Source organism: Sphingomonas sp. PP-CE-1A-559 (genome assembly GCF_004340965.1).
In the GTDB taxonomy this organism is placed as follows: Bacteria; Pseudomonadota; Alphaproteobacteria; order Sphingomonadales; family Sphingomonadaceae; genus Sphingomonas.
Genome location: NZ_SLYA01000006.1, coordinates 18,382 through 40,620, shown reverse-complemented (window position 1 = coordinate 40,620; position 22,239 = coordinate 18,382). Strand labels below are relative to the sequence as shown.

Here is a 22,239-nt window from a genome sequence, read left to right as displayed (position 1 = left end):
AAGCCGGAACGCGTGCCCTCACCCTTCGCCGCCTTCGGCGTCTCTCCCTCTCCCCTGAGGGGAGAGGGAAGGGGCCCGGCCGGCGCTTGCCGGGTGGGAAGGGTGAGGGCACGGGTCAGCGGGCGCATCAAAACGGGCTGACGACGGAGAAGAAGCGGCTGAGCCACCCCTGGCGGCCGGCGCGGGCGACGTCGCCCTTGCCGGTGTACGAGATCTGGGCGTCGGCGACGCGGGTCGACAGGACGCGGTTGTTCGCGTCGACGTCGGCGGTGCGGACCAGGCCCTTGATCTTCAGGAACTCATCGCCGCGGTTGAGCGTGACGCGCTTCTGGCCCTGCACCAGCATCGTCCCGTTGGGATAGACTTGCGCGACCGTCACGCTGACTTCGCCCGACAGCGAGTTGGTCTGGTCGGCCGCGCCAGTGCCATTGAAACTACGCCCGCCGCTGAGCGTCGCGTCGCTCTTGTTGAACAGGTTGAGGAAGCCGGTGGTCGGCGGCGTGATGCTGCCCGATCCGTTGCTGTCGAGCTTCGAGCCCGACGACTTCGACGCGGCGGTGCGCTCGACCAGCACGATCGTCAGCGGATCGCCGACTTTGCGCGCGCGCCAGCCTTCGTACAGCGCGGCATAGCCGTCCTGCGCCTGGAAGATCGAACCGGTAGCGACGACCGGCACCGGCTGGACCGGCAAAGGCCGCGCGACCGAGAAATCCTCGGGCGGTGCCTTCTTGCCGAACAGGCTGGCGTCTGCCGAAGACGCAGCGAGGATCGGGGCGAGGATCGCGGCGAGGGCGGCAAGCGACGTTGAGACGGTGCGCATCACAGGTTCTGGTTGACGTATTTGAGCATGTCGTCGGTCGCCGAGATCATCTTCGAATTGACCTCGTACGCGCGCTGAGTCTCGATCATGTCGACCAGTTCCTCGACGACGTTGACGTTCGATGCCTCGAGCATGCCCTGCTTGATGCCGCCGCGACCGTCTTGGCCGGCAACGCCGACGTTCGCCGCGCCGCTGGCCGCGGTCTCGACGAGATAGTTGTCGCCGGTCGCCTGGAGCCCTGCCCCGTTCGGGAAGCTGGCGACCTGGATCTGGCCAATCTGCGATGCCTCGGTCTGGCCGGGGACCATCGCCGATACGGTGCCGTCGCGACCGATCGTGATCCCCGTCGTCCCCTCGGGCACGGTGATGCCGGGCTGCACCTGATAGCCTTCGCTGGTCACCAGCAACCCCTCGGCGGAGCGCGAGAAATTGCCGGCGCGGGTGTAGCCGAGCGTGCCGCCAGGCATCTGCACCTGGAAATAGCCGTCGCCGTCGAGCGCGAGATCGAGGCTGTTGCCGGTCGTCTGCATCGCGCCCTGCGTGTCGATCCGCGCAGTGCCCTGGATACGGACGCCGGTGCCGAGGTTGAGCCCGGTCGCGTATTTGGTCTCGGCGGTGCTCTGCGTACCGGGCGTCGTGACGGTCTGGTAGGCGAGCGTCTCGAACGCCGCACGGTCCTTCTTGAAGCCCGTGGTGTTCACGTTGGCGAGGTTGTTCGAGATGACGCGCATGCGCATGTCCTGGGCGTCGAGCCCGGTGCGCGCGATATGCATGGCTGCGGATGACATTCGTCTGTTCCTTCTAGCTCGGCAGGCGCATCAGCGATGCACCGCTCTCGTCGATTTCCTTGGCGGATTTCATCATGTTGGCCTGGACTTCGTAGCTGCGCTGGTTCTCGATCATGTCGACCAAGGCCTGCGTCATGTTGACGTTCGATCCCTCGATCGCGCCGCCCTGAACCTTCGCGTCCATGTCCTCGGGCAACGCCCCGCCGCCACGCACGCGCAGCAGGTTGTCGAGGCCCTTCACGGTATCCGACCCCTTGGTGTCGGCGAGCTTGAGCTTGTCGATCACCTGCGTATCCTTGGCGTCGCCGCCCTGCGGCACGATCGAGATCGTTCCGTCGGCCGAGATCGTCAGCGACTGATAGGGCGGCAGCGTGATCGGCCCCCCCGAGCCGATCACCGGATGCCCGTCGCCGGTCTGCAGCACGCCCGACGGCGCGACCTCGAGATCACCGCGGCGGGTGTACGCCTCCGACCCGTCCGACGCCTGCACTGCGAGCCAGGCCGTCGTGCCGGTGATCGCGACGTCGAGCGGACGCCCGGTCAACTGGATCGCGCCCGGCGAACGATCGGCGTCGGTCACCTCTTCCGACGTCGGCGCGCGCGCCTCGATCGTCGAGCCGTCGCCCTTCAGGTTGAGCCGGTCGAACACCACGCGATCGGCGCGAAAGCCGGTGGTCGACGCGTTCGCCATGTTGTTGGCGATCGCCGCCTGCGCCGCCATGTGTGCGCGCAGGCCCGTCGCCGCGGTGTAGACCAGCTTGTCCATTCAGGGTCCCCTGCTCGCTCGTGCTTAGCTGCGGATGTTGAAGATGGTTTCGGAGATCTGGTTGGCGGTATCCAAGGCCTTCGAGTTCGCCTGGAAATTGCGCTGTGCCGCGATCAGGTTGACCAGCTCCTCGGTGATGTCGACGTTCGATCCCTCGATCGTCCCCGACATCAGCTTGCCGAACCCGTTGGTGTCGGCCGAGCCGAGCTTCGCCGAGCCGGAGATGCCGGTCGACTGCCAATAGCTGCTGCCGAGTTGGCGCAGGCCTTCGGGATTGGAGAAGTTCGCGAGCATCACCTGACCCAGCACCTGCGTGTCGCCGTTCGAGAAGCTGGCGTTGACGAGCCCCTTCTCGTCGACCGTCACGCCCTGGATCTGGCCGACCGCCTTGCCGTCCTGCGTTCGCGAGGCGACGTTGAACGCGCTCGACAGCTGCGTCGTGCCGCTGCCGAAGGTGAAGGCGATCGCCTGCGGATCGGTCGAGTTCGCGGTGGTGAACTGGTCGAACTTGATCGTTGCGGTCGGCGCGGTCATCTTGCCGGTCGGGTCGAACGTCATCGACGTCCCGGCGGTGCCGTTGGTCGTCAGCTCCTTGTCGCCGACGAAGCTGTGGACTTCCCAGGTGCTGTTCGCGTTGGTGGTCGTCGGTGCCGAGGTGCGCTTGAAATAGTTGGTCAGCGTCATCGCGTTGCCGCTGGCATCGTACACCGTGGTCTGCGCGGACTGGTTGTAGCTCGACGGATCGAACCGGTCGAACGTCGCCGTCGTCGGCAGCGCCGAATTGGCGTTGAGGTTGAGGGTCATAGTAACCGCCGAAGTCGGCACCGGCGTCCCGCTCGTCTCGGGCAGGCGCAGGCTCACCGCGGAATCGGAGCCGGTCGCAACCACCGCGCCCGAGCCGTCGACCGGGAACACCTGCAGATGTGAGCCCTGCGAATCGACGACATAGCGGTTCGAGTCGACCAGAAAGCCGCCGTTGCGCGTATAGTTGATCGAGGCGGATTCGATGCTCGGCTTGACCGCGAAGAAGCCGTCGCCCGACACCGCGAGATCGAGGCTGTTCGAGGTCTGGATCAGGCTGCCTTGCGCGAACTGCTGGCGATTGGCCTGGACGATCGCGCCCGAGCCGATCTGCTGCGACGGCGCGACCGACACGCTCGAGGCGATCACGTCGGCGAATTCGGTGCGGCTCTTCTTGAAGCCGTTGGTGGCGACGTTCGCGAGGTTGTGCGAGATGGTCGACATCTCGGCTTGCGAGGCCTGAAGACCCGAGAGCGAAGTGTAGAAGGACATGGCGGTTTAACTCCTGGAAACTCTGGGTTCAGCCGATCTGGCGGACGGCGCTGGCGGGGATTTCGCCGAGGCCGGGAAGCGTGAGGATGGCGACGCCGGTGGTGGTCGACACCGACTGGACGGGGGACCAGACCAGGCCGGTCGCACCGACCGTGGTGCCGGCGTTCTGCGCGTTGACCTGAACCGTGAACGGGCCGTTGCCGGTTTCCGCACCGGCGGCGTCCTTGCCGTCCCAGTCGTAGCCGATCGTGCCCTTGGCCTGCTTGCCGAGCGACATGGTCTTCAGGACCGCACCGTTCGCGTCGCTGATCGTGACGTTGACGTCGGTCGCGGCACCCGCCAGCTCGACCGCACCGGCGATACCGCCGGCCGCGCGACCGTAAGCGGTGCTGCCCGGGGTCAGGACGGTCTTGCCGACATAGCCGAGCGCTTCGCCGGTGCTGGTCACGCCCAGCTTGTCGGCGATCGCCTTCATCGTCGTGTTCATCTCGGAGATGCCCGAGGTGGTCGAGATCTGCGCCATCTGCGCGACCATCTGGGTGTTGTCGACCGGGTTGAACGGGTCCTGGTTCTGCATCTGCGCGGTCATCAGCTTCAGGAAATCGGACTGGCCGAGCGACGTCGACGACTTGGTCGTGGTGGTCGCCGCGGCGGTCGACGTGCGCGTGATGCCGAGGTTGGACAGCGTGGTATCGAACGATGTTGCCATGATCAGCGGCCTAGCTTGAGGGTATCGATGATGAGCGACTTGGCCGTGTTCATCACTTCGATGTTGTTCTGGTAGCTGCGAGCGGTCTCCATCATGTCGACCATCTCGCGGGTTTCATCGACCGCCGCTTCGAAGATGTTGCCATCCTTGTCGGCCATCGGGTTGTCGGGATCGTAGCGCTTGGTCGGCGCGTCACCGGCGGTGACGACGCGCTCGACGTCGACCGTCGACATGCCGCTGGCGGCGTCGAAGCTGGTGCGGAACACCGGCTTCATCGTCTTGTACGCGGTCTCGGCGGAGCCCGTGGTGCCGCCGGCATTGGCAAGGTTGGACGCCGTCGTGTTCATCCGGACGAGCTGCGCGGACATCGCGCGGCCGGCGACCTGGAAAATCGTCATGGGGTGGTTGGACATGGCCTATTCCCCCTTCAAGGCGCGCGTGATCTGGCCGATCCGCCCGTTCAGGAACGACAGCGTCGTCTGGTACTGGACGGCGTTCTCGGCGAAGGCGGTCTGCTCCTGGCTCAGCTCGACGGTGTTGCCGTCCATCGAGGTCTGCGTGGGCACGCGGTATTTGGTCGCCGCATTGGTGCCGCCGTCATTCTCGACCGACGCGAGCGCGGCCTGGAAATCGATGTCGCGCGCCTTGAAGCCGGGCGTCGAGGCGTTGGCGATGTTCGACGCCAGCACACCCATGCGCTGCGACCGCACCTCGAGTGCCGCCCCGTGAACTCCGAAAAGCGTGTCGCCTGACACAAGCCCGTCTCCTGGCGCACCGATTGCGCAACCGGACATAAGCAATGGCCGTGCCAGTTTTCGTGTTGCGGGTGGGGGATGGTGGTTTGCCGGGCGGCGGCAGGTGGGCGGCAAGGGGAGCGGCAAGAGGTTGCCGGTGTTGCAGGGGTGGGCGGCAATGGAGTTGCCGGTTGGCGTGTTTGGGGCGGCAAACCGAACCACTGCCCCCTGCCTCACTATGTTTCCCCGCGGAGGCGGGGACCCAGTCTGGGTCCCGCCTTCGCGGGAGAACAAGGAAGCAGGCACCACTGCCACCACCGCGGCGAAGGCCGGGGGCCAATTGGAAAGGTCGCAGTAACGAAGCGCACCCTCAGTTAGCGACGTCCCCCAATTGGGCCCCGGCCTTCGCCGGGGTGGCGGTTGAGTGGCCGCCGGCATCACCCTTCTTCCCCCCTCCCTCGTGAAGGGAGGGGTCGGGGGTGGGTGGGCCGCTTGGCAAGCGCACCGCATGCCAACGAACCCACCCACCCCTAGCCCCTCCCTTCACGAGGGAGGGGAACAGAAGACCAGCTCCCGGCATGACACAGCGGCCTTACGCTTCGCTGCCTTCCAATTGGCCCACCCCTTGCATCACGCCAGGCGCATGATCACGCTCGCCCAACTCCTCGACCCCGCAGCGCTCACCATCGTCGGCGGCGGGACGGCGCTCGCCGTCGTCCTCCGCACCCCTCTCCGCGACCTCGGTCGAGCACTCGCCGCCGTCACCACGCTCAGCCGCGGACGGTTCGACGCCGATCCGTTGCTACTCCAGATCACCGCCCTCGCCCGCATCGCCAAGCGCCACGGCGTCATGGCGCTCGATCGCTCGGTCATCACCGACGCGGACGTCGCCGCGGGGATCGCCGCGATCGTTGACGGCGCCTCCGCGACCGACGTCGCGACGCTGGTCCAGCATCGCCGCCGCGCCCGCATCGAACGCCACGTCGCCGCCGCCGACGTCTGGGCCGGTGCCGCCGAGGTCGCGCCGGCGATGGGCATGGTCGGCACGCTGATCGGCCTGGCGCAGATGTTCGCGACGATGAGCGATCCCGGCGCGATCGGCGGCGCGATGGCGGTCGCGCTGCTCGCCACGCTGTACGGCGCGCTGTTTGCCAATTTGCTCTTCATGCCGATCGCCAACCGCCTCCGTGCGCAAGGGCGTAACGAGGCGTTCGAGCGCGCGCGGATCGAAGCACCGCTCGTGGCGCTCGCCGAACGCGAGACGCCGCGCGGTTATGTCGCGCCCGTTCTGGCCACCGTCGCGTGAACGCGAGCGAATATCCCGACGCGACGACCGGCAAACCGCTCTGGCTGATCACGCTCGCCGACCTCGCGCTGTTGCTCGTCGGCTTCCTCGTGCTCCTGCAAGCAACGCAACATATCGGCGGCAAGGACCTGGCGAAGGGCATCCGCGAAGGGTTCGGCGCCAACGATACCGAGCCGACGCCGATGCCCGTCGCCGCCGCCGGCATCCTCGATTTCGCACCCGGCTCGGCGATCCTGCCGACTACCCCCGGCGCGCTCGTCGCCTGGGCGCGGGAAGCGGCGCGTGACCCGCGCGTGATGCTCACCGTCACCGGATCGACCGACGGCACGCCCGGCGATATCGACCGAGTCACCGGCAGCGCCGCGATCCTCGCCGCCGACCGCGCGCGCACCGTCGCCGCCGCGCTCGCCGCGGTCGCACCGTCTCGCGTGGCGATCGTCACTGCTACCAAGCCCGGCCGCCGTGCCGCCATCGTCTCCGTCGCCTTTGTCGGCGAAGCCCCGAGGACCCAACCATGATTCTTCCAATCCTGCTCATGGCCGCAAGCTTCCAGGATACCGCCGCGCTCGATCGCTCGGTCGCCGCGTTTACCGGCCGTCCGACCGGGGCCGAGGGTGGCGCGCGCACGCCGGTCGATGCGCGGTTGCGGCTTGCGACCTGCCCGACGGTGTCGCTGTCGTGGCGCTCCGAACAGCATGACGCGGTCGTCGTGTCGTGCGCCGGCCCGGCGTGGCGGATCTTCGTGCCCGTCATCCGCCCGGCCAATGCGCCGGCCGCGATCGCCGCCTCGTTCACGCCCGCCGTGAAGGCCGCGCCGGTCATCAAACGTGGCGATCCGATCGTCATAGAGGCCGGCACAGAGGGCTTCTCGATCAGCCGCGAAGGCGTCGCGATGGGCGATGCCGCCCCCGGAGGGCGTTTCATGGTCAAGGTCGACGACACCCGCACGCCGGTTCAGGCTATCGCCGTCGATGCCGGTCGCGCGACGCTTCCCGGTTGGTCGAACTGAGCCTGATCGAACTAATTTCAGACGAACAGATTAATTTTGCTAAAGGTTTTGCCGGTGCGGCCGTTTCTCCTGATGTCAGCGCAAACCAGAGGATGCGGACATGGTGGATTCGATCGGCGCGAAGCCGTCAGTAGCAGGAGATCGTTCCGTCGCGCGCATCGCCGCGGCGACGCCGACGACGGTCGTACAGACGCCGGTTCTGCCCAGGCAGATTTCGGTGGTGCCGGAATCGATCGCGCTCGCCAAGTCGATGGCCGCCTCGCCGCCGATCGATGCGAGCCGCGTCGCCGCGATCAAGAAGGCGATCGCGACGGGCACCTTCCCGATCCTCCCCGCGACCATCGCCGATCGCCTGATGGCGCTTCGCCTGGACTGGAATTCGAATGAAACGGCGTGATGCCCTGATCCGCGTCATTGATGCGCTGCACGCGGAGATCGCCGCGCTGAAGTCGAACGACGTCGCCAGCCTGGAACGCGCGACTGCCGACAAGCTCGCCGGGATCGAACAGGTCGCGCTGCTCGGCACCGGGCCCGCGGGCACCGAGATCCGCGAGCTGGCGGACGAGGCGAACCGCCTCAACGAGACGTGCCGGATCTACACCAATTTGATGGCGGCAAATGTTCGCCGCCGCCTGCAAACCCTGACCGGCGACGGTGCCGTTGCCGGCTATCGGCCTGGGTTGCGGGCCGCTTACGCTTAAGTAGCGCCCTTACCCGCCCCAATCTCGGTCATCCTGACGAAAGTCAGGATCCAGGGTAACTGGGGACGGCGCTAGATGGCTCTGGATCCTGACTTTCGTCAGGATGACGGCGTTACGGGAACCGAACACCGAAACTGGCACGTCCCTTGCTAAGGATCCCCTGAACCAGGGGCACCGCACACGGGCATGACCGTCAATCCTATCACTACCGGCCGGATCCAGTCCGCGATCGCGCTTGCGAGCAGCAAGACGGGCGTGGATTTCGACTATCTGCTGGGCCAGGCAAAGCTCGAGAGCGGGCTCAACGCCAACGCCAAGGCCGGCACGTCGAGCGCCTCCGGCCTCTATCAGTTCATCGAACAGAGCTGGCTCTCCGTCGTCAAGAAGCACGGCGCCGAGCACGGCCTCGGCTGGGCCGCAAACAGCATCGGCCAGTCGTCGAGCGGCCGCCTCTCGGTTGGCGATGCCGGCACCAAGGCGGCGATCCTCGCGCTGCGCAACGATCCGAACGCCGCCTCGCTGATGGCCGCCGAATACGCATCGGACAACAAGGCGTCGCTCGAAGGCACGCTGAACCGCCCCGCGTCGGGCACCGACCTGTATATGGCGCACTTCATGGGGCTCGGTGGCGCGACCAAGTTCCTGAAGACGATGCAGGCCAACCCGCAGGCGAGCGGCGCCGCGCTCTTCCCCGCCGCCGCACGCGCGAACCACAACGTCTTCTACGATTCGAACAACCAGCCGCGCACGCTGTCGGCGATCTACGACCGGTTCGCCGACAAGCTCGGTGGTGCCGCCGCCGGGGCAAGCGCGACCGCGACGCCCGCCAACTACGCCGCGCAGGCGCTCGAACTGGGGGGCGACATGAACGGCAGCACGGTTATCACCGGCAGCAACGAAAGCGCCGACGACGCGCTCGCCTGGGCAACGACTGCAATGGGCAGGTTCACCGGCAAGACGGCCCAGGCCGCGGTGAACGTCCTGCGCCCGACGCCCGATACCGCGCGGCTCGCCTACATGATGCTCGCACGGTTGGGCGGCTAAGCGATGAACCGCATCCTCTCCAACGCGCGCGCGTCGGTACTGCCGCTCGCGATCCTGCTGCTCGTGCTCGTCATGGTCGTGCCGATCCCGGCGTTCATGCTCGACATCTTCTTCGTGGCGAACATCGCGATCAGCCTGGCCGTGCTGATGGTCGCGCTCAACGCGCAGAAACCGCTCGATTTCTCCGCTTTCCCGACCGTGCTGCTGTTCGCCACGCTCTTCCGTCTCGGCCTGAACGTCGCCTCCACCCGCATCGTGCTGGTCCACGGCCACGAGGGCGAGAGCGCGGCGGGTCATGTGATCGAGGCGTTCGGCACGTTCCTAATCGGCGGCGATTACGTCGTCGGCATCTTCGTCTTCGCGATCCTGATGATCATCAACATGATCGTCGTGACCAAGGGCGCCGGCCGCGTGTCGGAAGTCAGCGCGCGCTTCACGCTCGACGCGCTGCCCGGCAAGCAGATGGCGATCGACGCCGACCTCAACGCAGGCCTGATCACGCCCGACGAAGCCAAGGCACGCCGCGTCGAAGTCTCGACCGAAGCCGATTTCTACGGCTCGATGGACGGCTCGTCGAAGTTCGTGAAGGGCGATGCGGTCGCCGCGATGCTGATCCTCGCCGCCAACATCATCGGCGGCCTGATCCTCGGCCCCGTCAGCCACGGCATGACGATCGCGGATGCGGCGCACAATTACATCCTGCTCGCGATCGGCGACGCGCTCGTCGCGCAGCTGCCGAGCCTGATGCTGTCGATCGCCGCCGCCTCGATCGTCACGCGCGTCACCTCCGACAAGGATCTCGCCGGCCAGATCGGCGGCCAGTTCGGTAGCCCCCGCACCTGGACCCCGGTCGCGGTCATCCTCGCGCTGCTCGGCATCCTGCCCGGCATGCCGCACATGGTCATCCTGCCCGCCGCGGCCATCGCCGGGTTCGCCGCGTGGAAGCTGCGCCAGATCGAGCGCCGCCCTGCCCCCGTCGTCGTCGTCCCCGTCGAGACGATCGACCAGTCGAAGATCGGCTGGGAGGAAGTTACGGATGGCATGCAGGTCAATCTCGACATCGGCTACGGCCTGGTGCCGCTCGCCGACGAGCGTCGCGGCTCGCCGTTGATGGGCCGCATCACCGGCGTGCGCCGCCAGCTGTCGAAGGAACTCGGCTTCGTCGTGCCGCAGGTCCGCGTCCGCGATGACATCAACCTCGCCCCCTACGTCTACCGCATCCTCGTCAACGGCGTCGTCGTCGGCGAGGACACGGTGTCGCCCGACGAGATGCTCGCGCTCGACACCGGCCAGGCGTTCGGCGATCTCTACGGTAAGAAGGTCAAGGACCCGACCTTCGGCCTCGACGCCACCTGGGTCGATGCGGGCGATGCCGATGCGGCGACCGGTGCCGGCTATCTCGTGGTCGATCCCGGCACCGTGATGGCGACGCATCTGAACCACCTGCTCGGCCAGAACGCGGCCGAGCTGCTCGGCCAGGACGAAGTGCAGGCGCTGCTAGACGGCCTCAAGGAGCGCGCAGCGCAGCTGGTCGCAGCCCTCGCGCCGCTGCCGATCACGACGCTGACGCAGGTCCTGAAAGGCCTGCTCGCGGAGAACGTGCCGCTCAAGGAATTCCGGCGCATCGCTGGCGCGATCGCGGTCGCGGCGCAGCGCACGCAGGACGCCGAGGAGATCATCGAGACGATCCGTCCCGAGCTCGGCGCGCTCATCATCCAGAAACTGTGCGGCGTGCGCGAACCGCTGCGCGTCATGACGTTGGAGGGTCAATTGGAAGGTCTGCTCGGCCAGGCGATGCGCGCCGATCAATCGCGCCGCCACGTCATCGAACCCGATCTCGGCCGCCGCATCGTCGAGGCGCTGCAACGCGCCGCCGAACCGCTGATCGCCGAGGCGAAACCGTTCGCGCTGGTTGTCCAGCCGACCATTCGCATCGCCATCCGCAAGCTGGTGCGGACGTGCCTGCCCGATACGCCGGTGATGTCGTTCTTCGAGGTGCCCGAGGAAAAGGCCGTCGAAGTCGTCGCGGTCATCGGTGCCTCGCAACAGGCGCTCGCAGCATGAGCGCCCTCCCGATGCGCGGCGCGTTCGCCGATGCCCAGCCGCTGACGTACCGCCCGCACCAACGCCCCGGCGGCGACGCGGACCAGCTGGTGAAGCAGCATCTCCCGCTGGTCCGCCGGATCGCCTGGCACGTCCACGGCAGCATGAGCAGCAGCGTCGAGGTCGAGGATCTGATCCAGGTCGGCCTCGTGGCGCTGGTCGAAGCCGCCGCGAATTTCGACGAACGCGGCATGCCGTTCAAGACCTACCTGATCACCCGCCTCCGCGGCAGCATGATCGACGAACTCCGCCGCCAGGCCACGAGCACGCGAGGCGCGATGCGTCGCCGCCGCCAGTACGCAGACGCGATCTCGACGCTCACCGCCCGTACGGGGAAAGCCCCGGGAGAAGACATGATCGCAGAGCACATCGGCGTCACGATCGAGAAACTCCGCACCGACTACGTCACCGCCGACTCGATCCGCTTCGATCCGATCGACGAGCTGTACGCCGACGACCTGCCCTGGTTCGCCGACGACACGCCGGATGCGTTCGAGCAACTCGCCGACAGCGACATGCGCGAAGCCCTGATCGCCGCGATAACGGCGTTGCCGGAACGCGAGGCACAAGTGATCCAGCTCTATTACGTTGAGGAACTCAACCTCGAGGAAATCGGCGAAGTCTTCGGCGTCGGCTCCGCGCGCGTGTGCCAGATCAAGGCGTCGGCGCATGCGAAGCTGAAAAAGGCCTTGGCTCGAACGCTATAGATAGCTGTCAGTACAGCGAGCGAGCGGACGCACTTTCAGGCACTCCAACCGCCGTCGATATTATACACCGCGCCGGTGATGAACCCCGCTTCGTCCGAGGCAAGATAGGCGACCAGCCCGGCCACCTCGTCGGGCGTGCCGTGCCGGCGGATTGCGAGCGGCGCCCTGTTCGCCTCCGCATTGGGGCCGTCGGCAGGATTGCGTTCGGTGTCGACCGGTCCCGGCTGCACCAGGTTTGCGGTGATGCCGCGTGGTCCGAGATCGCGCGCCAGCCCCCGGGTCATGCCAGCGAGCGCCGATTTACTGGCAGCATACAGTGTAACGCCCTCGCCGGGGGCGCGGTCGGCGACGATGCTGCCGATCGTTATGATACGTCCGCCGGTGGCCATCGCGGCTGCAACCCGCTGCGCGGCAATGAACGGCGCACGGACGTTGACCGCAAATACCCGGTCGAACGCATCGTCGGCATAGCTCGCGAGCGTGCCGTTTTCCGACATGCCGGCGACGTTCACCAGGATATCGATCGTGCCGTAACGCGCGATCACCGTGTCGATGGCAGCGCGCAACGCGGCGGCATCGCTCACATCGGCCTGAACCGCGAAGACCGCGCGTCCACCGTCCTCGATTCTGTGGATGAACTGTCGCGCATCGTCAGCGCGCGATCGATAGATCACCGCCAGCGACGCGCCATCGGCAGCGACGCGGCGCGTGATCGCGGCCCCTATGCCGCGCGTCCCGCCGATCACCAGGGCGATCTTTCCGTGCAATGCCGTCATCGCTCTTCCCAAACAGCCTATGCTGCGACGCCGGTGGTGGCACGCGCAGAAGAGGGCAGTGTACGCCTGCTCCCCCGTGCAGACCATGCGCGCTATTGAGCGACGACAACGCCTTTCCTCGATCGCCCGCGAACATGCAAAAACCCCGGCAGCTTGCGCCACCGGGGTCTTTCCCGCCCCCGCTTCGAGGAAGCGAGGCGGGTCCGACCGGCACCGTCACCCTGCGGGGGGCTGGTGCCGGTGCCGGTCCGGATTAGCCCAGAAGCTTCAGCACGCTCTGCTGGCTCTGGTTCGCCTGGCTCAGCATCGCGGTCGATGCCTGGCTCAGGATCTGTGCCTTGGCGAGCGCGGTGGTCTCTGCCGAGAAGTCGGTGTCTTCGATGCGGCTCTTGGCGTCCGACAGGTTGGTCGCGTTCGAGGTCAGGTTGTTGACCGCCGACTGCAGCTGGTTCTGCGAAGCGCCGAGCGATGCCCGACGGTTCGAAACGGTAGCGATCGCGTTGTCGTAATCCTTCAACGTGGTTTCCGACGATGCCGCAGCGCCCATTGCGGTCACTACTGTTCCGACGCCCCCGCCGGCCGCCTTCGCTGCTTGCGCAGTCACCGCGGCGGAACCGCCGTTACCGTTAGCGTCGGCAGCGACTGCAGCCTGTCCCACAACCGCTGCGGTAGCGGCCGTGTAAGCCCCGCTAAGATCGGTACCCAGGTTGAGATTGATCGAATCGGTCTTGTCAGCACCCGCCTGGATCTTAACAACCGCACCATCGGTTGGTGGGGTTGCAGCACCGGCCTTACCGTCAAACAACTTCACACCGTTAAAGCTTGTGTTAGACAATACATTGGTGATCTGCTTGGCCAGTGCATCCTGCTCGGTCTTGATATTGGCGATATCGCTCGCAGAATACGTGCCGTTGCCCTTCTGGACTTCGAGTTCGCGCATGCGCTGCAGATTGTTCGTGACCTCGTCGAGCGCGCCCTCTGCGGTCTGCGCCATCGAGATGCCGTCGTTGGCGTTGCGGATGCCCTGGTTCATGCCCTTGATCTGCGACGTCATCGACGACGAGATGGCGAGGCCGGCGGCGTCGTCCTTGGCCGAATTGATGCGCTTGCCGGTCGACAGGCGCTCCATCGAGGTCGCGAGCAGGCCCGATGCCTTGGTCGAAGCGTTGGTCGCGCGCAGCGCCGAGATGTTGGTACCGATGACAGTCATTGCGAAATCTCCGTGATCTTCGACGATCCGCGCCGCCCCCATGGCGAAGTGCCGATCCGTCAAAGTGGGTAACGGCCGGTTCGGGACGGACTTAAGCGAAAAAATGCAACCGGGGCCGGGCCTCGCACGCGCCCGTACGTGGGCCCGCACATGCGTTCGTGTGCGCAAACGCGCGCCTGTGTGCTCGCGGAGACGCGCCCGGAAATAATCTGCCGGGGGCGGCAGGGTTTAACCGCGCGTTTACCACCAATGCCGCATTCCCCGAATCGTCCAGGGGGAACTCCATGCGTTCTATTTTTCCATCGGCTGCAGTCACTTCGCGGAAATACGCGCTTGTTTCGTCATTGCGCGCACAAGGGTTCGGCGTGGGCTCGTTCGAGACCGCGCAGCCCGGCGCGAACGACCTGTTCCTGGTCGCTGATGGCGAGGGCGTGACCGCTCCAGCGCGCACCGTGGTGATCGGTTGCGAAGGGCGTGAAGTGACCCCCTCGCGCGACGGTTCGCCGGCGCGGATCAGCTTCGCCGCAGAGGACACCGCGGTCGGCAACGGCTTCGCGCGCGCCCTGATCGGCGGTGCGGACATGCCGACCGCCGCCGATCCCGAATCCCTCGCGCTGCTCGCGCTTGCCGAGCGCGTTGCCGCCGCCGACATCACCGTGCTGATCAACGGCCCGACCGGCACCGGCAAGGAAGTGCTCGCCCGCGCCATTCACAACGGCTCGGCACGCAAGGACAAGCCGTTCATCGCGATCAACTGCGCGGCGCTCCCCGAATCGATGCTCGAAGCTTTGCTGTTCGGTCACCAGAAGGGTGCGTTCACCGGCGCATCGTCAGGTGGCGACGGGTTCTTCCGCGCAGCCAATGGTGGCACGATCTTGTTGGACGAGATCGCCGAGATGCCACTGCAATTGCAGGCCAAGCTGCTCCGCGTGTTGCAGGAGCGCGAGGTCGTGCCGCTCGGTGCCTCGGTGCCGCAGCCGATCGACGTGCGCGTGATCGCCTGCGCCAACCGCGACCTTCACGCCGAAGTCGCCGCCGGCCGGTTCCGCGCCGATCTCTACTACCGCCTTGCCGTGTTCCCGCTCGCGACCAAGTCGCTGGCGGAGCGCCCGCAGGACATTCCCGCGCTCGCCGCGACGCTGATCCTGCGTCATGCCGGCAACCGCAACGTCATCCCCTGGCCGAGCCACGCCGCGATCGAGCAGCTGATGCTGCACGACTGGCCGGGCAACGTCCGCGAGCTGGAGAACGTGATCCAGCGCGCACTGCTGTTCTGCGGCGGCGATACGATCGAGGCGAACCACATCGTCTTCGACCGCCCGGTGACGATGACCTTTCAGCGCACCGCGGTAGTGACGCCGATCGCACCAGTCGCAACGCCGGCCGAACCCGAGACCTTGGGCAACATCGTCCAGATGAGCGAGTTCGCCGCGATCCGCGAGACGCTCAAGGCGTGCAACGGCAGCCGTATCGAGACCGCCAAGCGCCTCGGCATCTCCGAACGCACCCTGCGCTATCGCCTCGCCAAGGCGCGCGAACAGGGTGACGACATCGGCAGCGCACAGAATTGGGCAGCCTCGGCATGAGCGGCGTCTCAGGCATTGGCGGCGGCGCGATGAGCGTCGACCGCGTGATGGCGCTGCGCTCGCAGATCCTCGAACGCAACCAGGCGCTCTCGCGCGCTGGTGCCGCCGGGAACGTCGCGCCGACCGAGACAGTCAAGTCGACCAGCTTTGCCGACACGATGGAAACCGCGCTGAAGAGCGTCAACGACGGCCAGACCCAGGCCGCCAAGCTCAGCGAAAGCTATGAGCGCGGCGAGACGGTCGACATCGCGAAGGTGATGCTCGCGCGCCAACAGGCGTCGGTCGGTTTCGAGGCGACGTTGCAGGTCCGCAACAAGCTGCTGTCCGCCTACAAGGATATCATGAGCATGCCGGTCTGACATGAGCACCGCACTCATCCCCACATCATCCGGCGGCACCGAACGGTTCGCCAATCCCCTCCAGCAGATCAAGGGCGCGTTCGCGCAGCCCGCGGTCCGTCGTTCGCTGCCGATGGCGCTGATGGTTGGCCTCATTGCGGCCGCCGCGCTCGCGTGGATGAGCCTGTCGACGCCGACGCAGAAGACGCTGTTCAGCGGCCTGCCCGATTCCGACAAGGCCGCGGTCACGTCCGCGCTGACGACCGCCAACATCAAGAGCCATATCGACGAGGGCACCGGTGCGCTGACCGTCGGCGAGGACGATTACAGCCGCGCCAAGATGCTGCTCGCCGGCCAGGGCCTGCCGAAAGCGGCGCCGGGCGGCTATGCGATTCTCGACCAGTTGCCGATGGGCGTTTCGCGCGCGGTCGAAGGCGAACGCCTACGCCAGGCGCGCGAATCCGAGATGGCGAAGTCGATCGAGGAGATCGACGCGGTCGCCGAGGCGCGCGTGCATCTCGCCATGCCCGAAGCGTCGGTGTTCGTCCGCGACAACGCTGCGCCCTCCGCCTCGGTGATCCTGAAGTTGCAGGGTGGCCGTTCGCTGAGCGATGCGCAGGTCAGCTCGATCATCAACCTCGTCGCCTCGTCGGTCCCCGGCATGAAGCCCGAGGCCGTCACGATCGTCGATCAGTTGGGCGCACTGCTCACCAAGGCGGGCAGCAACGACGGCGCGGGTGCGGCCAGCGACGCGCGGATCGATATCCAGCGCCGCGTCGAGGACAAGTATCGCACGCAGTTGATTGCGCTGCTGACGCCGCTGGTCGGCGCGGGCAATTTTACCGCGGAAGTGCAGGCCGACGTCAATCTCGACGAGAGCCAGGCGACCCGCGAAAGCTACGAGAAACAGGGCGTGCTGCGCGCCGAGACGGGCAACTGGACCGGCAACCAGAAGGACGGCCCTGCTGCACCCGGCGGTATTCCCGGTGCGCTGAGCAACACGCCGCCTGCCGCGAGCACCTTGTCGACGCCGCAAGCCGCTAACGGCGCGTCGGGCAGCGCTCAGCCGGTCGCCGGTGGCGCTGCGCCGGACGCGATGAAGCAGTCCGACCAGTATCAGCGCGCCTACGATCTCGGCCGCGAAGTGTCGGTCACGCGCGCCACGCCGGGCGGGGTCAAGCGCCTGTCGGTCGCCGTCCTCCTGCGCGATCCTGAAAAGGGCCGCCGCACCGCGATGGAGATCAACCAGATCAGCGATCTCGTGAAGAGCGCGGTCGGCTTCGACCAGGCGCGCAACGACAACCTAACGGTCATCAGCCGCAAGTTCGCCGGCGCCGATGCAACCGCGACGAGCGGCCCGGCCTGGTACGACAACGCCTGGCTGCCGGTACTTGCGCGCAACGGCACCGCGATCCTGATCGCGCTGCTCGTGCTGCTGCTCGGCGTCCGCCCGATCGCCAAGGCGCTGATGAAGAAGCGCGAGGATGCCGGCACGCGCCCTGCGCTGGGCCAGCCGGGCGGCGCGGCGAGCGGCGACGGCATGGCGGTCGCAGCGCCGGTCAGCCTCGACCAGCTCGAGAACACGCGCGGCTATGACGACCGGATCGGCGCGGTGCGCGGCTTCACCCGCGACAATCCCACGCGCGCCGCACTTGCCGTCCGCGACATGATCAAGGCCGACGCCAAGTGAGCGACGTCGCGATCCGCACCTACACGGGCGTCGAGCGCGCCGCGGTGCTGATGATGCTCGTCGGCGAGGAGGAGGCCGCCGCCATCCTCCAGAAGCTGGAGCCTGAAGAAGTGCGCCAGCTCGGCGCGGCAATGTTCAAGGTCGCCGACGTCAGCGAGCAGGAAGTCGAGGACGTGCTCGACGATTTCGTCGGTCGCGCTCGCGAGCGGACCGCGATCGGCTTCGACCCGCGCCCGCAGATTGAGGCGGTGATGAACCGCGCGCTTGGCCCTGAGAAAGCGGAAAGCGTCCTCGCGCGCATCACGCCGCCCGAGGCCGCCTGCGAACTCGAACTGCTCGACTGGCTCGACGCACCCGAGATCGCGGCGATGATCGAGAAGGAGCATCCGCAGATCGCGGCCGTCCTGATCGCCAATCTCGACGCCTCGATCGGCGGCCAGGTGCTCGAACTGCTGCCCGACGCGGTCCAGCCCGACATCCTCCACCGTATCGCACGGCTGGGACCGATCACGCCCGAGGCGGTCGAGACGCTCAAGACCGTGCTCGCCAACCGTACCACGGCGGCGCCCGGCTCGGTCGGCGTCACGCTCGGCGGCACGCGCGAGGCCGCCAAAATCCTGTCGGGTGCGCGCAAGGCGACCGAACAGCGCGTCATGCCGAAACTGTTCAAGATCGACCGCGAAGTCGCCAAGGCGATCGAGGAGGCGATGTTCGTCTTCGACAATCTGCTCGCGCTCGACGACAAGAATCTGGGCACGCTGATCCGCAACGTCGACAGCGAGATCCTGACCAAGTCGTTGAAGGGCGTCGACGAGACGATCCGCAACCGTTTCCTCGGCTGCATGTCGGCGCGCGCCGCCGACGGCATCCGCGACGAGATGGAGGCACGCGGGCCGATGAAGCTCGCCGAAGTGCTCGAAGCGCAGAAGGCGATGATCGCGATCGCACGTGGGCTGGCCAAGGACGGCACGATCCATATGGGTGGGGGGGAAGACGATTATGTCTAACGGCTTCACCGCGGGCTTCGCGTCGCGCCACACGACGACGGCCAACATTCTCGCGAGCGCATTCGCCCCGCCCTCCGGATTCGCGGCGGCGGATATTCGCGAACGTGCGACGGTGCGTCCGACCAACTTCGCGTCCCCGAACTTCTCGTCGGAGCCAAGTGCGCCTCGCCACTTCAGCCCGGCCGACAAGGACGTGAACCCGACCGCCGGCTGGGATCCACTCGATCCGGTGAGTGAGTCGTCGTTCATCGATCCGCTCGCCGACGCGCATGCCGCCGGCTATGCGGAGGGCCTTGCCGCCGCGGCCGCTGCGGCACAGGAAACGGCCGCACGGGACGGCGCATTGCTCGGCGATCTTGCCACCGCGCTGGGCAACGACCGGATCGACCGCGACCGTGTCGCCGCGCAGCTCCGCCAGACGGTGCTTTTCCTCGTCTCGAAACTTGTCGGTGAAGTCGGTATCGCCCCCGACGTCCTCGCGGACCGGATCGAGACCGCCGCCGAACTCCTGTCCGACTCCGCCGAGTCCGCGCTGCTCCGCGTCCACCCGGACGACGTCGCATTGCTCGAAGGCCGGCTGCCCAAATCGATCTTCGCCGCGGGCGATCCGGGCGTCGCGCGTGGCAGCTTTGTGCTCGAAAGCGCATCGACCATCGTCGAGGACGGCCCCGAGCTTTGGCTCGATCAACTGGCGCAAGCGATCGACCGGGTGCCGGTGCCCAAATGCTGAATCGCTTCACCGCCGACTATCTCGAAACCCTGTCCAACGCCGATTTCGTCGCCAAGCCAAAGGTCTCCGGCCGCCTCGCCTCGTTCGACGGCCTGTTGATGGAAGCGGTCGGCCTGACCCTACCAGTCGGCACCGTCTGCCAAGTCGGCGAAGGCGCGGCGAGCGTAGAGGCGGAAGTCATCGGCTTCCGCAACGGTCGCACGTTGATGATGAACCTCGGTGGCCCCGCGGCGCTCCTCCCGCGCGCGCCGGTCAAGCCGATCGGCTCGCCCGGTAAGGCGGAAGTCGGTGCAGCTCTGCTCGGCCGCGTCGTCGATGGCGCGGGCAAGCCGATCGACGGCCTCGGCCCGATCCGCGGCGCGGGTCGCTGGCCGCTCGCCGGGAAACTCCAGTCGCCGCTCGATCGTGGCCGCGTGCTTGAACCGCTCGACGTCGGCGTGCGCGCGATCAACGGCCTGCTGACGATCGGCCAAGGCCAGCGCGTCGGCATCATGGCCGGCTCGGGCGTCGGCAAGTCGGTGCTGCTTGGCATGATCGTCCGCGCCGCGCAGGCCGACGTGATCGTGATCGGCCTGATCGGCGAGCGCTCACGCGAAGTCGCCGACTTCCTCGAAACCAAGGTCGCCGGCGCCGCGCGCAAGCGTTCGGTGGTCGTCGCCGTCCCCGCCAACCATTCGCCCGTCCTCCGTATCCGCGGCGCGCTGCGGGCGCACGCGATCGCCGAATCCTTCCGCGACGAGGGCAAGAAAGTGCTCCTCATCATGGATTCGCTGACCCGCGTCGCGCATGCCGGTCGCGAGATCGGCCTCGCGCTCGGCGAACCCGCGTCCGCGCGCGGCTATCCACCCAGCGCCATCGCGATGCTGCCGAACCTGATCGAGCGCGCCGGCGTCGACGTCCACACCGGCGGCTCGATCACCGCGATCTACACGGTGCTGGCGGACGGCGACGACGGCAACGATCCGGTGGTCGATTCCGCCCGCTCGATCCTCGACGGCCACATCGTCCTCAACCGCCACCTCGCCGAGCGTGGCGTCTATCCGGCAATCGACATCGGCCCATCGGTCAGCCGCGTGATGACCGACATCGTGCCCGCGCATCACGCCAAGGCCGCGCGGACGCTTCGTCGTCATCTCGCCACCTATGAGGAAAACCGCGATCTCGTCCTGATGGGCGCCTATCGCCACGGTGCCGATCCCGCGATCGACGCGGCGATCGCCTGCCACCCAGCGGTCATGGAATATATCCGCCAGGATGCCGACGAGAACGTCTCGCTGAACGACGCGGTCGCCGAACTAACCGGCGTGTTCGGCGGCTGAGATGGCGGATGCCCGCGGCAAGACCCTCGCGCGCATCCACCGCGTCCGCACGCTCCAGCTCGGGCTGACCCGCGCCGACGAAGCACGCGCGCACGACAAGTTCGCCAGCGAACAGGAGCTGTCCGGCCGCATCGCCTTGCTCGCCGAAGCCGTCGCGCCAGTCCACGAAACGCAGGTCGCCGTGTCGCTCGGCGCCGCCGCGCATTATCGCGACCGCCTGCAACAATCCGCCAACGCCGCCGTCGAGCGCGTGCAGGCCGCCGAATATCATGTCGAGCGCGCAGCTGAGGCCACACGCGCCGCCAAGCGCGACCAGAGCGCGGTCGAGAAGCTGCTCGCGCGCGCCGACGCCGATGCGGTGCTCAAAGCGATCCGCGCGATGGAGGAAGCACCCGCCTTCCGGAAGGTTCGGCACGATCCTTGCTGAGTGAGGGTCAGATGCCCGAACGCGAGTGCCCGAATGATTCAGACCGCGCCCCTTTCCCGTACCGTCCCTCTCCATCCTCGCGCCTCTGTTGCGAAGAGTGGCGGCGAGTCGGGCGATTTCGCGGGCGCCTTCGAACAGGTCAGCGACGACGCGAAACCCGAACCGTCCGCCACAGCGCCGGAAGACGAGCCCCGGCAGGACGACGCCGCGACCGGCAACGCCTTGCCGCTGCCGGATATCGTGCTTGATGCCGCCTTCGTGTGGCAGCCGATCACTGCAAAGCCTGCCCCTGCCTCACCCGTTTCCCTGCCCGCTGCACGCATCGCCGATGCATGCACCATGCAACCAACTAGCGCGCAGCGCCCGACCTTCGCGCAATCGCAGCCGCAGGCCGCCACGCCCATTCCGACAGAGCCTCAACCGCCCCTGCCCTCCCCGCCGCTCCAAGCCGGCGGCATACCCGCAACGCAGCTCGCCGCCGCGATCATGGCCGCGCTGCAACCGGTAAAGACGGCCGTGCAGACGCCGGTGGACACGCCGACCACCGACGCGCCGCGTTGGGCCACGCCCGATACGACGCCCGTCACCCTCGCCGTCGCGCAACCGGATGTCGTCCAGCCGCAACCCGGCACGGTCGCGTCGGCTGCAATGGTGTTCGGTGCAGCGATCCAGGCGGCAACCAAGGAGCGCGACGAGCCGGATATCCCCGCCGCTCCGTCCGACACACCGCTGACCCCAATCGGTGCCGCCGCGGCACATGAGATCAAGGTCGCCGATGCGCAGCAGGCCCCGCTCGACATGCGCCAGGATCGCTGGCCGCACGCGATGATCGAACGGATCGAGATGCTCCGCGACGCCGCGGACGCGGTCGATACGCGCATTCGCCTCGTCCCCGATGCGCTCGGAGCGATCGACGTCTCGGTGAAGACGGACGGCGACACGGTGCGCGTCCATTTCAACGCCGAGCAGGCCGCGACGCGGACGTTGCTGGCGGACGCACAGCCACGGCTCGCCGAACTCGCCGAGGCGCGCGGGTTGAAGCTTTCGCAAGGCTCGCTCGGCGACAGCGGCGCGCAACAGCAGCGCGCCCCCGCGGCTCCGCAAACCCCGAATCGCTCCGCGACGGTCTCGACCGTGACCGCTGATACGCCCGACGACATCCGAATCGCTTGAACC

At 67.2% G+C, this 22,239-nt stretch carries 25 protein-coding genes; 16 read left to right on the top strand and 9 right to left on the bottom strand.

All coding sequences use genetic code 11. The annotated features are described in order from the left end of the window. Positions 1-127 precede the first annotated feature (127 nt). From C8J42_RS15945 to C8J42_RS15915, 7 genes are read right to left on the bottom strand one after another with little or no spacing between them, the layout of a single operon-like run. Positions 128-820: a flagellar basal body L-ring protein FlgH gene (locus C8J42_RS15945; RefSeq protein WP_133020856.1), complete on the bottom strand. Its 693-nt coding sequence runs from the start codon at positions 818-820 to the stop codon at positions 128-130. Further along, on the bottom strand, positions 820-1,608 hold the full coding sequence (gene flgG / locus C8J42_RS15940) for a flagellar basal-body rod protein FlgG (protein WP_056061573.1): 789 nt from the start codon (positions 1,606-1,608) through the stop codon (positions 820-822). The genes C8J42_RS15945 and flgG overlap by 1 nt, the downstream gene beginning before the upstream one ends. 13 nt (positions 1,609-1,621) lie before the next feature. Continuing rightward, on the bottom strand, positions 1,622-2,374 hold the full coding sequence (flgF, locus tag C8J42_RS15935; protein ID WP_120299608.1) for a flagellar basal-body rod protein FlgF: 753 nt from the start codon (positions 2,372-2,374) through the stop codon (positions 1,622-1,624). Between the two features lie 24 nt (positions 2,375-2,398). Beyond that, entirely contained in the window at positions 2,399-3,667 is a 1,269-nt protein-coding gene (locus tag C8J42_RS15930; protein WP_133020855.1) for a flagellar hook protein FlgE, read from the bottom strand. A 28-nt stretch (positions 3,668-3,695) separates the two neighbouring features. Continuing rightward, the gene (locus C8J42_RS15925; protein WP_133020854.1) at positions 3,696-4,376 is read right to left on the bottom strand and encodes a flagellar hook capping FlgD N-terminal domain-containing protein; all 681 of its coding nucleotides are present in this window, start codon (positions 4,374-4,376) and stop codon (positions 3,696-3,698) included. A gap of 2 nt (positions 4,377-4,378) precedes the next feature. Continuing rightward, a complete protein-coding gene (gene flgC / locus C8J42_RS15920) occupies positions 4,379-4,789 on the bottom strand; it encodes a flagellar basal body rod protein FlgC (RefSeq protein ID WP_133020853.1) in 411 nt (136 codons plus the stop codon). A gap of 3 nt (positions 4,790-4,792) precedes the next feature. After that, a complete protein-coding gene (locus tag C8J42_RS15915) occupies positions 4,793-5,131 on the bottom strand; it encodes a flagellar basal body protein (protein WP_279388757.1) in 339 nt (112 codons plus the stop codon). Between the two features lie 622 nt (positions 5,132-5,753). Between C8J42_RS15915 and C8J42_RS15910 the strand changes: the two genes are divergently transcribed. From C8J42_RS15910 to fliA, 8 genes are all read left to right on the top strand, one after another. Continuing rightward, positions 5,754-6,416: a MotA/TolQ/ExbB proton channel family protein gene (locus C8J42_RS15910; RefSeq protein ID WP_133020851.1), complete on the top strand. Its 663-nt coding sequence runs from the start codon at positions 5,754-5,756 to the stop codon at positions 6,414-6,416. Next, positions 6,413-6,934, top strand: a complete 522-nt coding sequence (locus C8J42_RS15905) for a hypothetical protein (RefSeq protein WP_133020850.1) — start codon at positions 6,413-6,415, stop codon at positions 6,932-6,934. Before C8J42_RS15910 ends, C8J42_RS15905 begins: the two co-directional genes overlap by 4 nt. Further along, on the top strand, positions 6,931-7,425 hold the full coding sequence (locus tag C8J42_RS15900) for a flagella basal body P-ring formation protein FlgA (RefSeq protein ID WP_133020849.1): 495 nt from the start codon (positions 6,931-6,933) through the stop codon (positions 7,423-7,425). The genes C8J42_RS15905 and C8J42_RS15900 overlap by 4 nt, the downstream gene beginning before the upstream one ends. A gap of 100 nt (positions 7,426-7,525) precedes the next feature. Then, positions 7,526-7,822: a flagellar biosynthesis anti-sigma factor FlgM gene (gene flgM, locus C8J42_RS15895; RefSeq protein WP_120299615.1), complete on the top strand. Its 297-nt coding sequence runs from the start codon at positions 7,526-7,528 to the stop codon at positions 7,820-7,822. After that, on the top strand, positions 7,809-8,126 hold the full coding sequence (locus tag C8J42_RS15890) for a hypothetical protein (protein ID WP_055881695.1): 318 nt from the start codon (positions 7,809-7,811) through the stop codon (positions 8,124-8,126). The genes flgM and C8J42_RS15890 overlap by 14 nt, the downstream gene beginning before the upstream one ends. A gap of 186 nt (positions 8,127-8,312) precedes the next feature. After that, positions 8,313-9,170 (top strand): lytic transglycosylase domain-containing protein, encoded by an 858-nt coding sequence (locus C8J42_RS15885; RefSeq protein ID WP_133020848.1) that lies wholly within the window; start codon positions 8,313-8,315, stop codon positions 9,168-9,170. A gap of 3 nt (positions 9,171-9,173) precedes the next feature. Next, on the top strand, positions 9,174-11,234 hold the full coding sequence (gene flhA, locus C8J42_RS15880) for a flagellar biosynthesis protein FlhA (protein WP_133020847.1): 2,061 nt from the start codon (positions 9,174-9,176) through the stop codon (positions 11,232-11,234). Beyond that, positions 11,231-11,980: an RNA polymerase sigma factor FliA gene (fliA, locus tag C8J42_RS15875; protein ID WP_133020846.1), complete on the top strand. Its 750-nt coding sequence runs from the start codon at positions 11,231-11,233 to the stop codon at positions 11,978-11,980. The genes flhA and fliA overlap by 4 nt, the downstream gene beginning before the upstream one ends. Positions 11,981-12,015: 35 nt before the next feature. On the opposite strand, the gene C8J42_RS15870 is transcribed toward fliA, so the two are convergent. Both C8J42_RS15870 and C8J42_RS15865 read right to left on the bottom strand, forming a co-directional pair. Continuing rightward, on the bottom strand, positions 12,016-12,756 hold the full coding sequence (locus C8J42_RS15870; RefSeq protein WP_133020845.1) for an SDR family oxidoreductase: 741 nt from the start codon (positions 12,754-12,756) through the stop codon (positions 12,016-12,018). Between the two features lie 253 nt (positions 12,757-13,009). Beyond that, complete coding sequence (locus tag C8J42_RS15865) at positions 13,010-13,966, bottom strand: flagellin (protein ID WP_120299766.1); 957 nt, start codon at positions 13,964-13,966, stop codon at positions 13,010-13,012. Between the two features lie 284 nt (positions 13,967-14,250). Here C8J42_RS15865 and C8J42_RS15860 point away from each other — a divergent pair, with 284 nt between their 5' ends. From C8J42_RS15860 to C8J42_RS15825, 8 genes are read left to right on the top strand one after another with little or no spacing between them, the layout of a single operon-like run. Continuing rightward, positions 14,251-15,552 (top strand): sigma 54-interacting transcriptional regulator, encoded by a 1,302-nt coding sequence (locus tag C8J42_RS15860; protein ID WP_133020844.1) that lies wholly within the window; start codon positions 14,251-14,253, stop codon positions 15,550-15,552. Beyond that, entirely contained in the window at positions 15,549-15,911 is a 363-nt protein-coding gene (gene fliE / locus C8J42_RS15855; RefSeq protein WP_133020843.1) for a flagellar hook-basal body complex protein FliE, read from the top strand. Before C8J42_RS15860 ends, fliE begins: the two co-directional genes overlap by 4 nt. A gap of 1 nt (position 15,912) precedes the next feature. Then, positions 15,913-17,580, top strand: a complete 1,668-nt coding sequence (gene fliF, locus C8J42_RS15850; RefSeq protein ID WP_133020842.1) for a flagellar basal-body MS-ring/collar protein FliF — start codon at positions 15,913-15,915, stop codon at positions 17,578-17,580. Then, the gene (fliG, locus tag C8J42_RS15845) at positions 17,577-18,587 is read left to right on the top strand and encodes a flagellar motor switch protein FliG (protein WP_133020841.1); all 1,011 of its coding nucleotides are present in this window, start codon (positions 17,577-17,579) and stop codon (positions 18,585-18,587) included. The genes fliF and fliG overlap by 4 nt, the downstream gene beginning before the upstream one ends. Beyond that, positions 18,580-19,317, top strand: a complete 738-nt coding sequence (locus tag C8J42_RS15840; protein WP_120299624.1) for a FliH/SctL family protein — start codon at positions 18,580-18,582, stop codon at positions 19,315-19,317. The genes fliG and C8J42_RS15840 overlap by 8 nt, the downstream gene beginning before the upstream one ends. Continuing rightward, positions 19,311-20,636: a FliI/YscN family ATPase gene (locus C8J42_RS15835; RefSeq protein WP_133020840.1), complete on the top strand. Its 1,326-nt coding sequence runs from the start codon at positions 19,311-19,313 to the stop codon at positions 20,634-20,636. Before C8J42_RS15840 ends, C8J42_RS15835 begins: the two co-directional genes overlap by 7 nt. 1 nt (position 20,637) lies before the next feature. Further along, on the top strand, positions 20,638-21,063 hold the full coding sequence (locus tag C8J42_RS15830; RefSeq protein ID WP_133020839.1) for a hypothetical protein: 426 nt from the start codon (positions 20,638-20,640) through the stop codon (positions 21,061-21,063). Positions 21,064-21,096: 33 nt separating this feature from the next. Next, positions 21,097-22,236 carry a flagellar hook-length control protein FliK gene (locus C8J42_RS15825; protein ID WP_133020838.1) on the top strand — a complete coding sequence of 380 codons (1,140 nt, stop codon included), beginning with the start codon at positions 21,097-21,099 and terminating at the stop codon, positions 22,234-22,236. Positions 22,237-22,239: the final 3 nt, after the last annotated feature.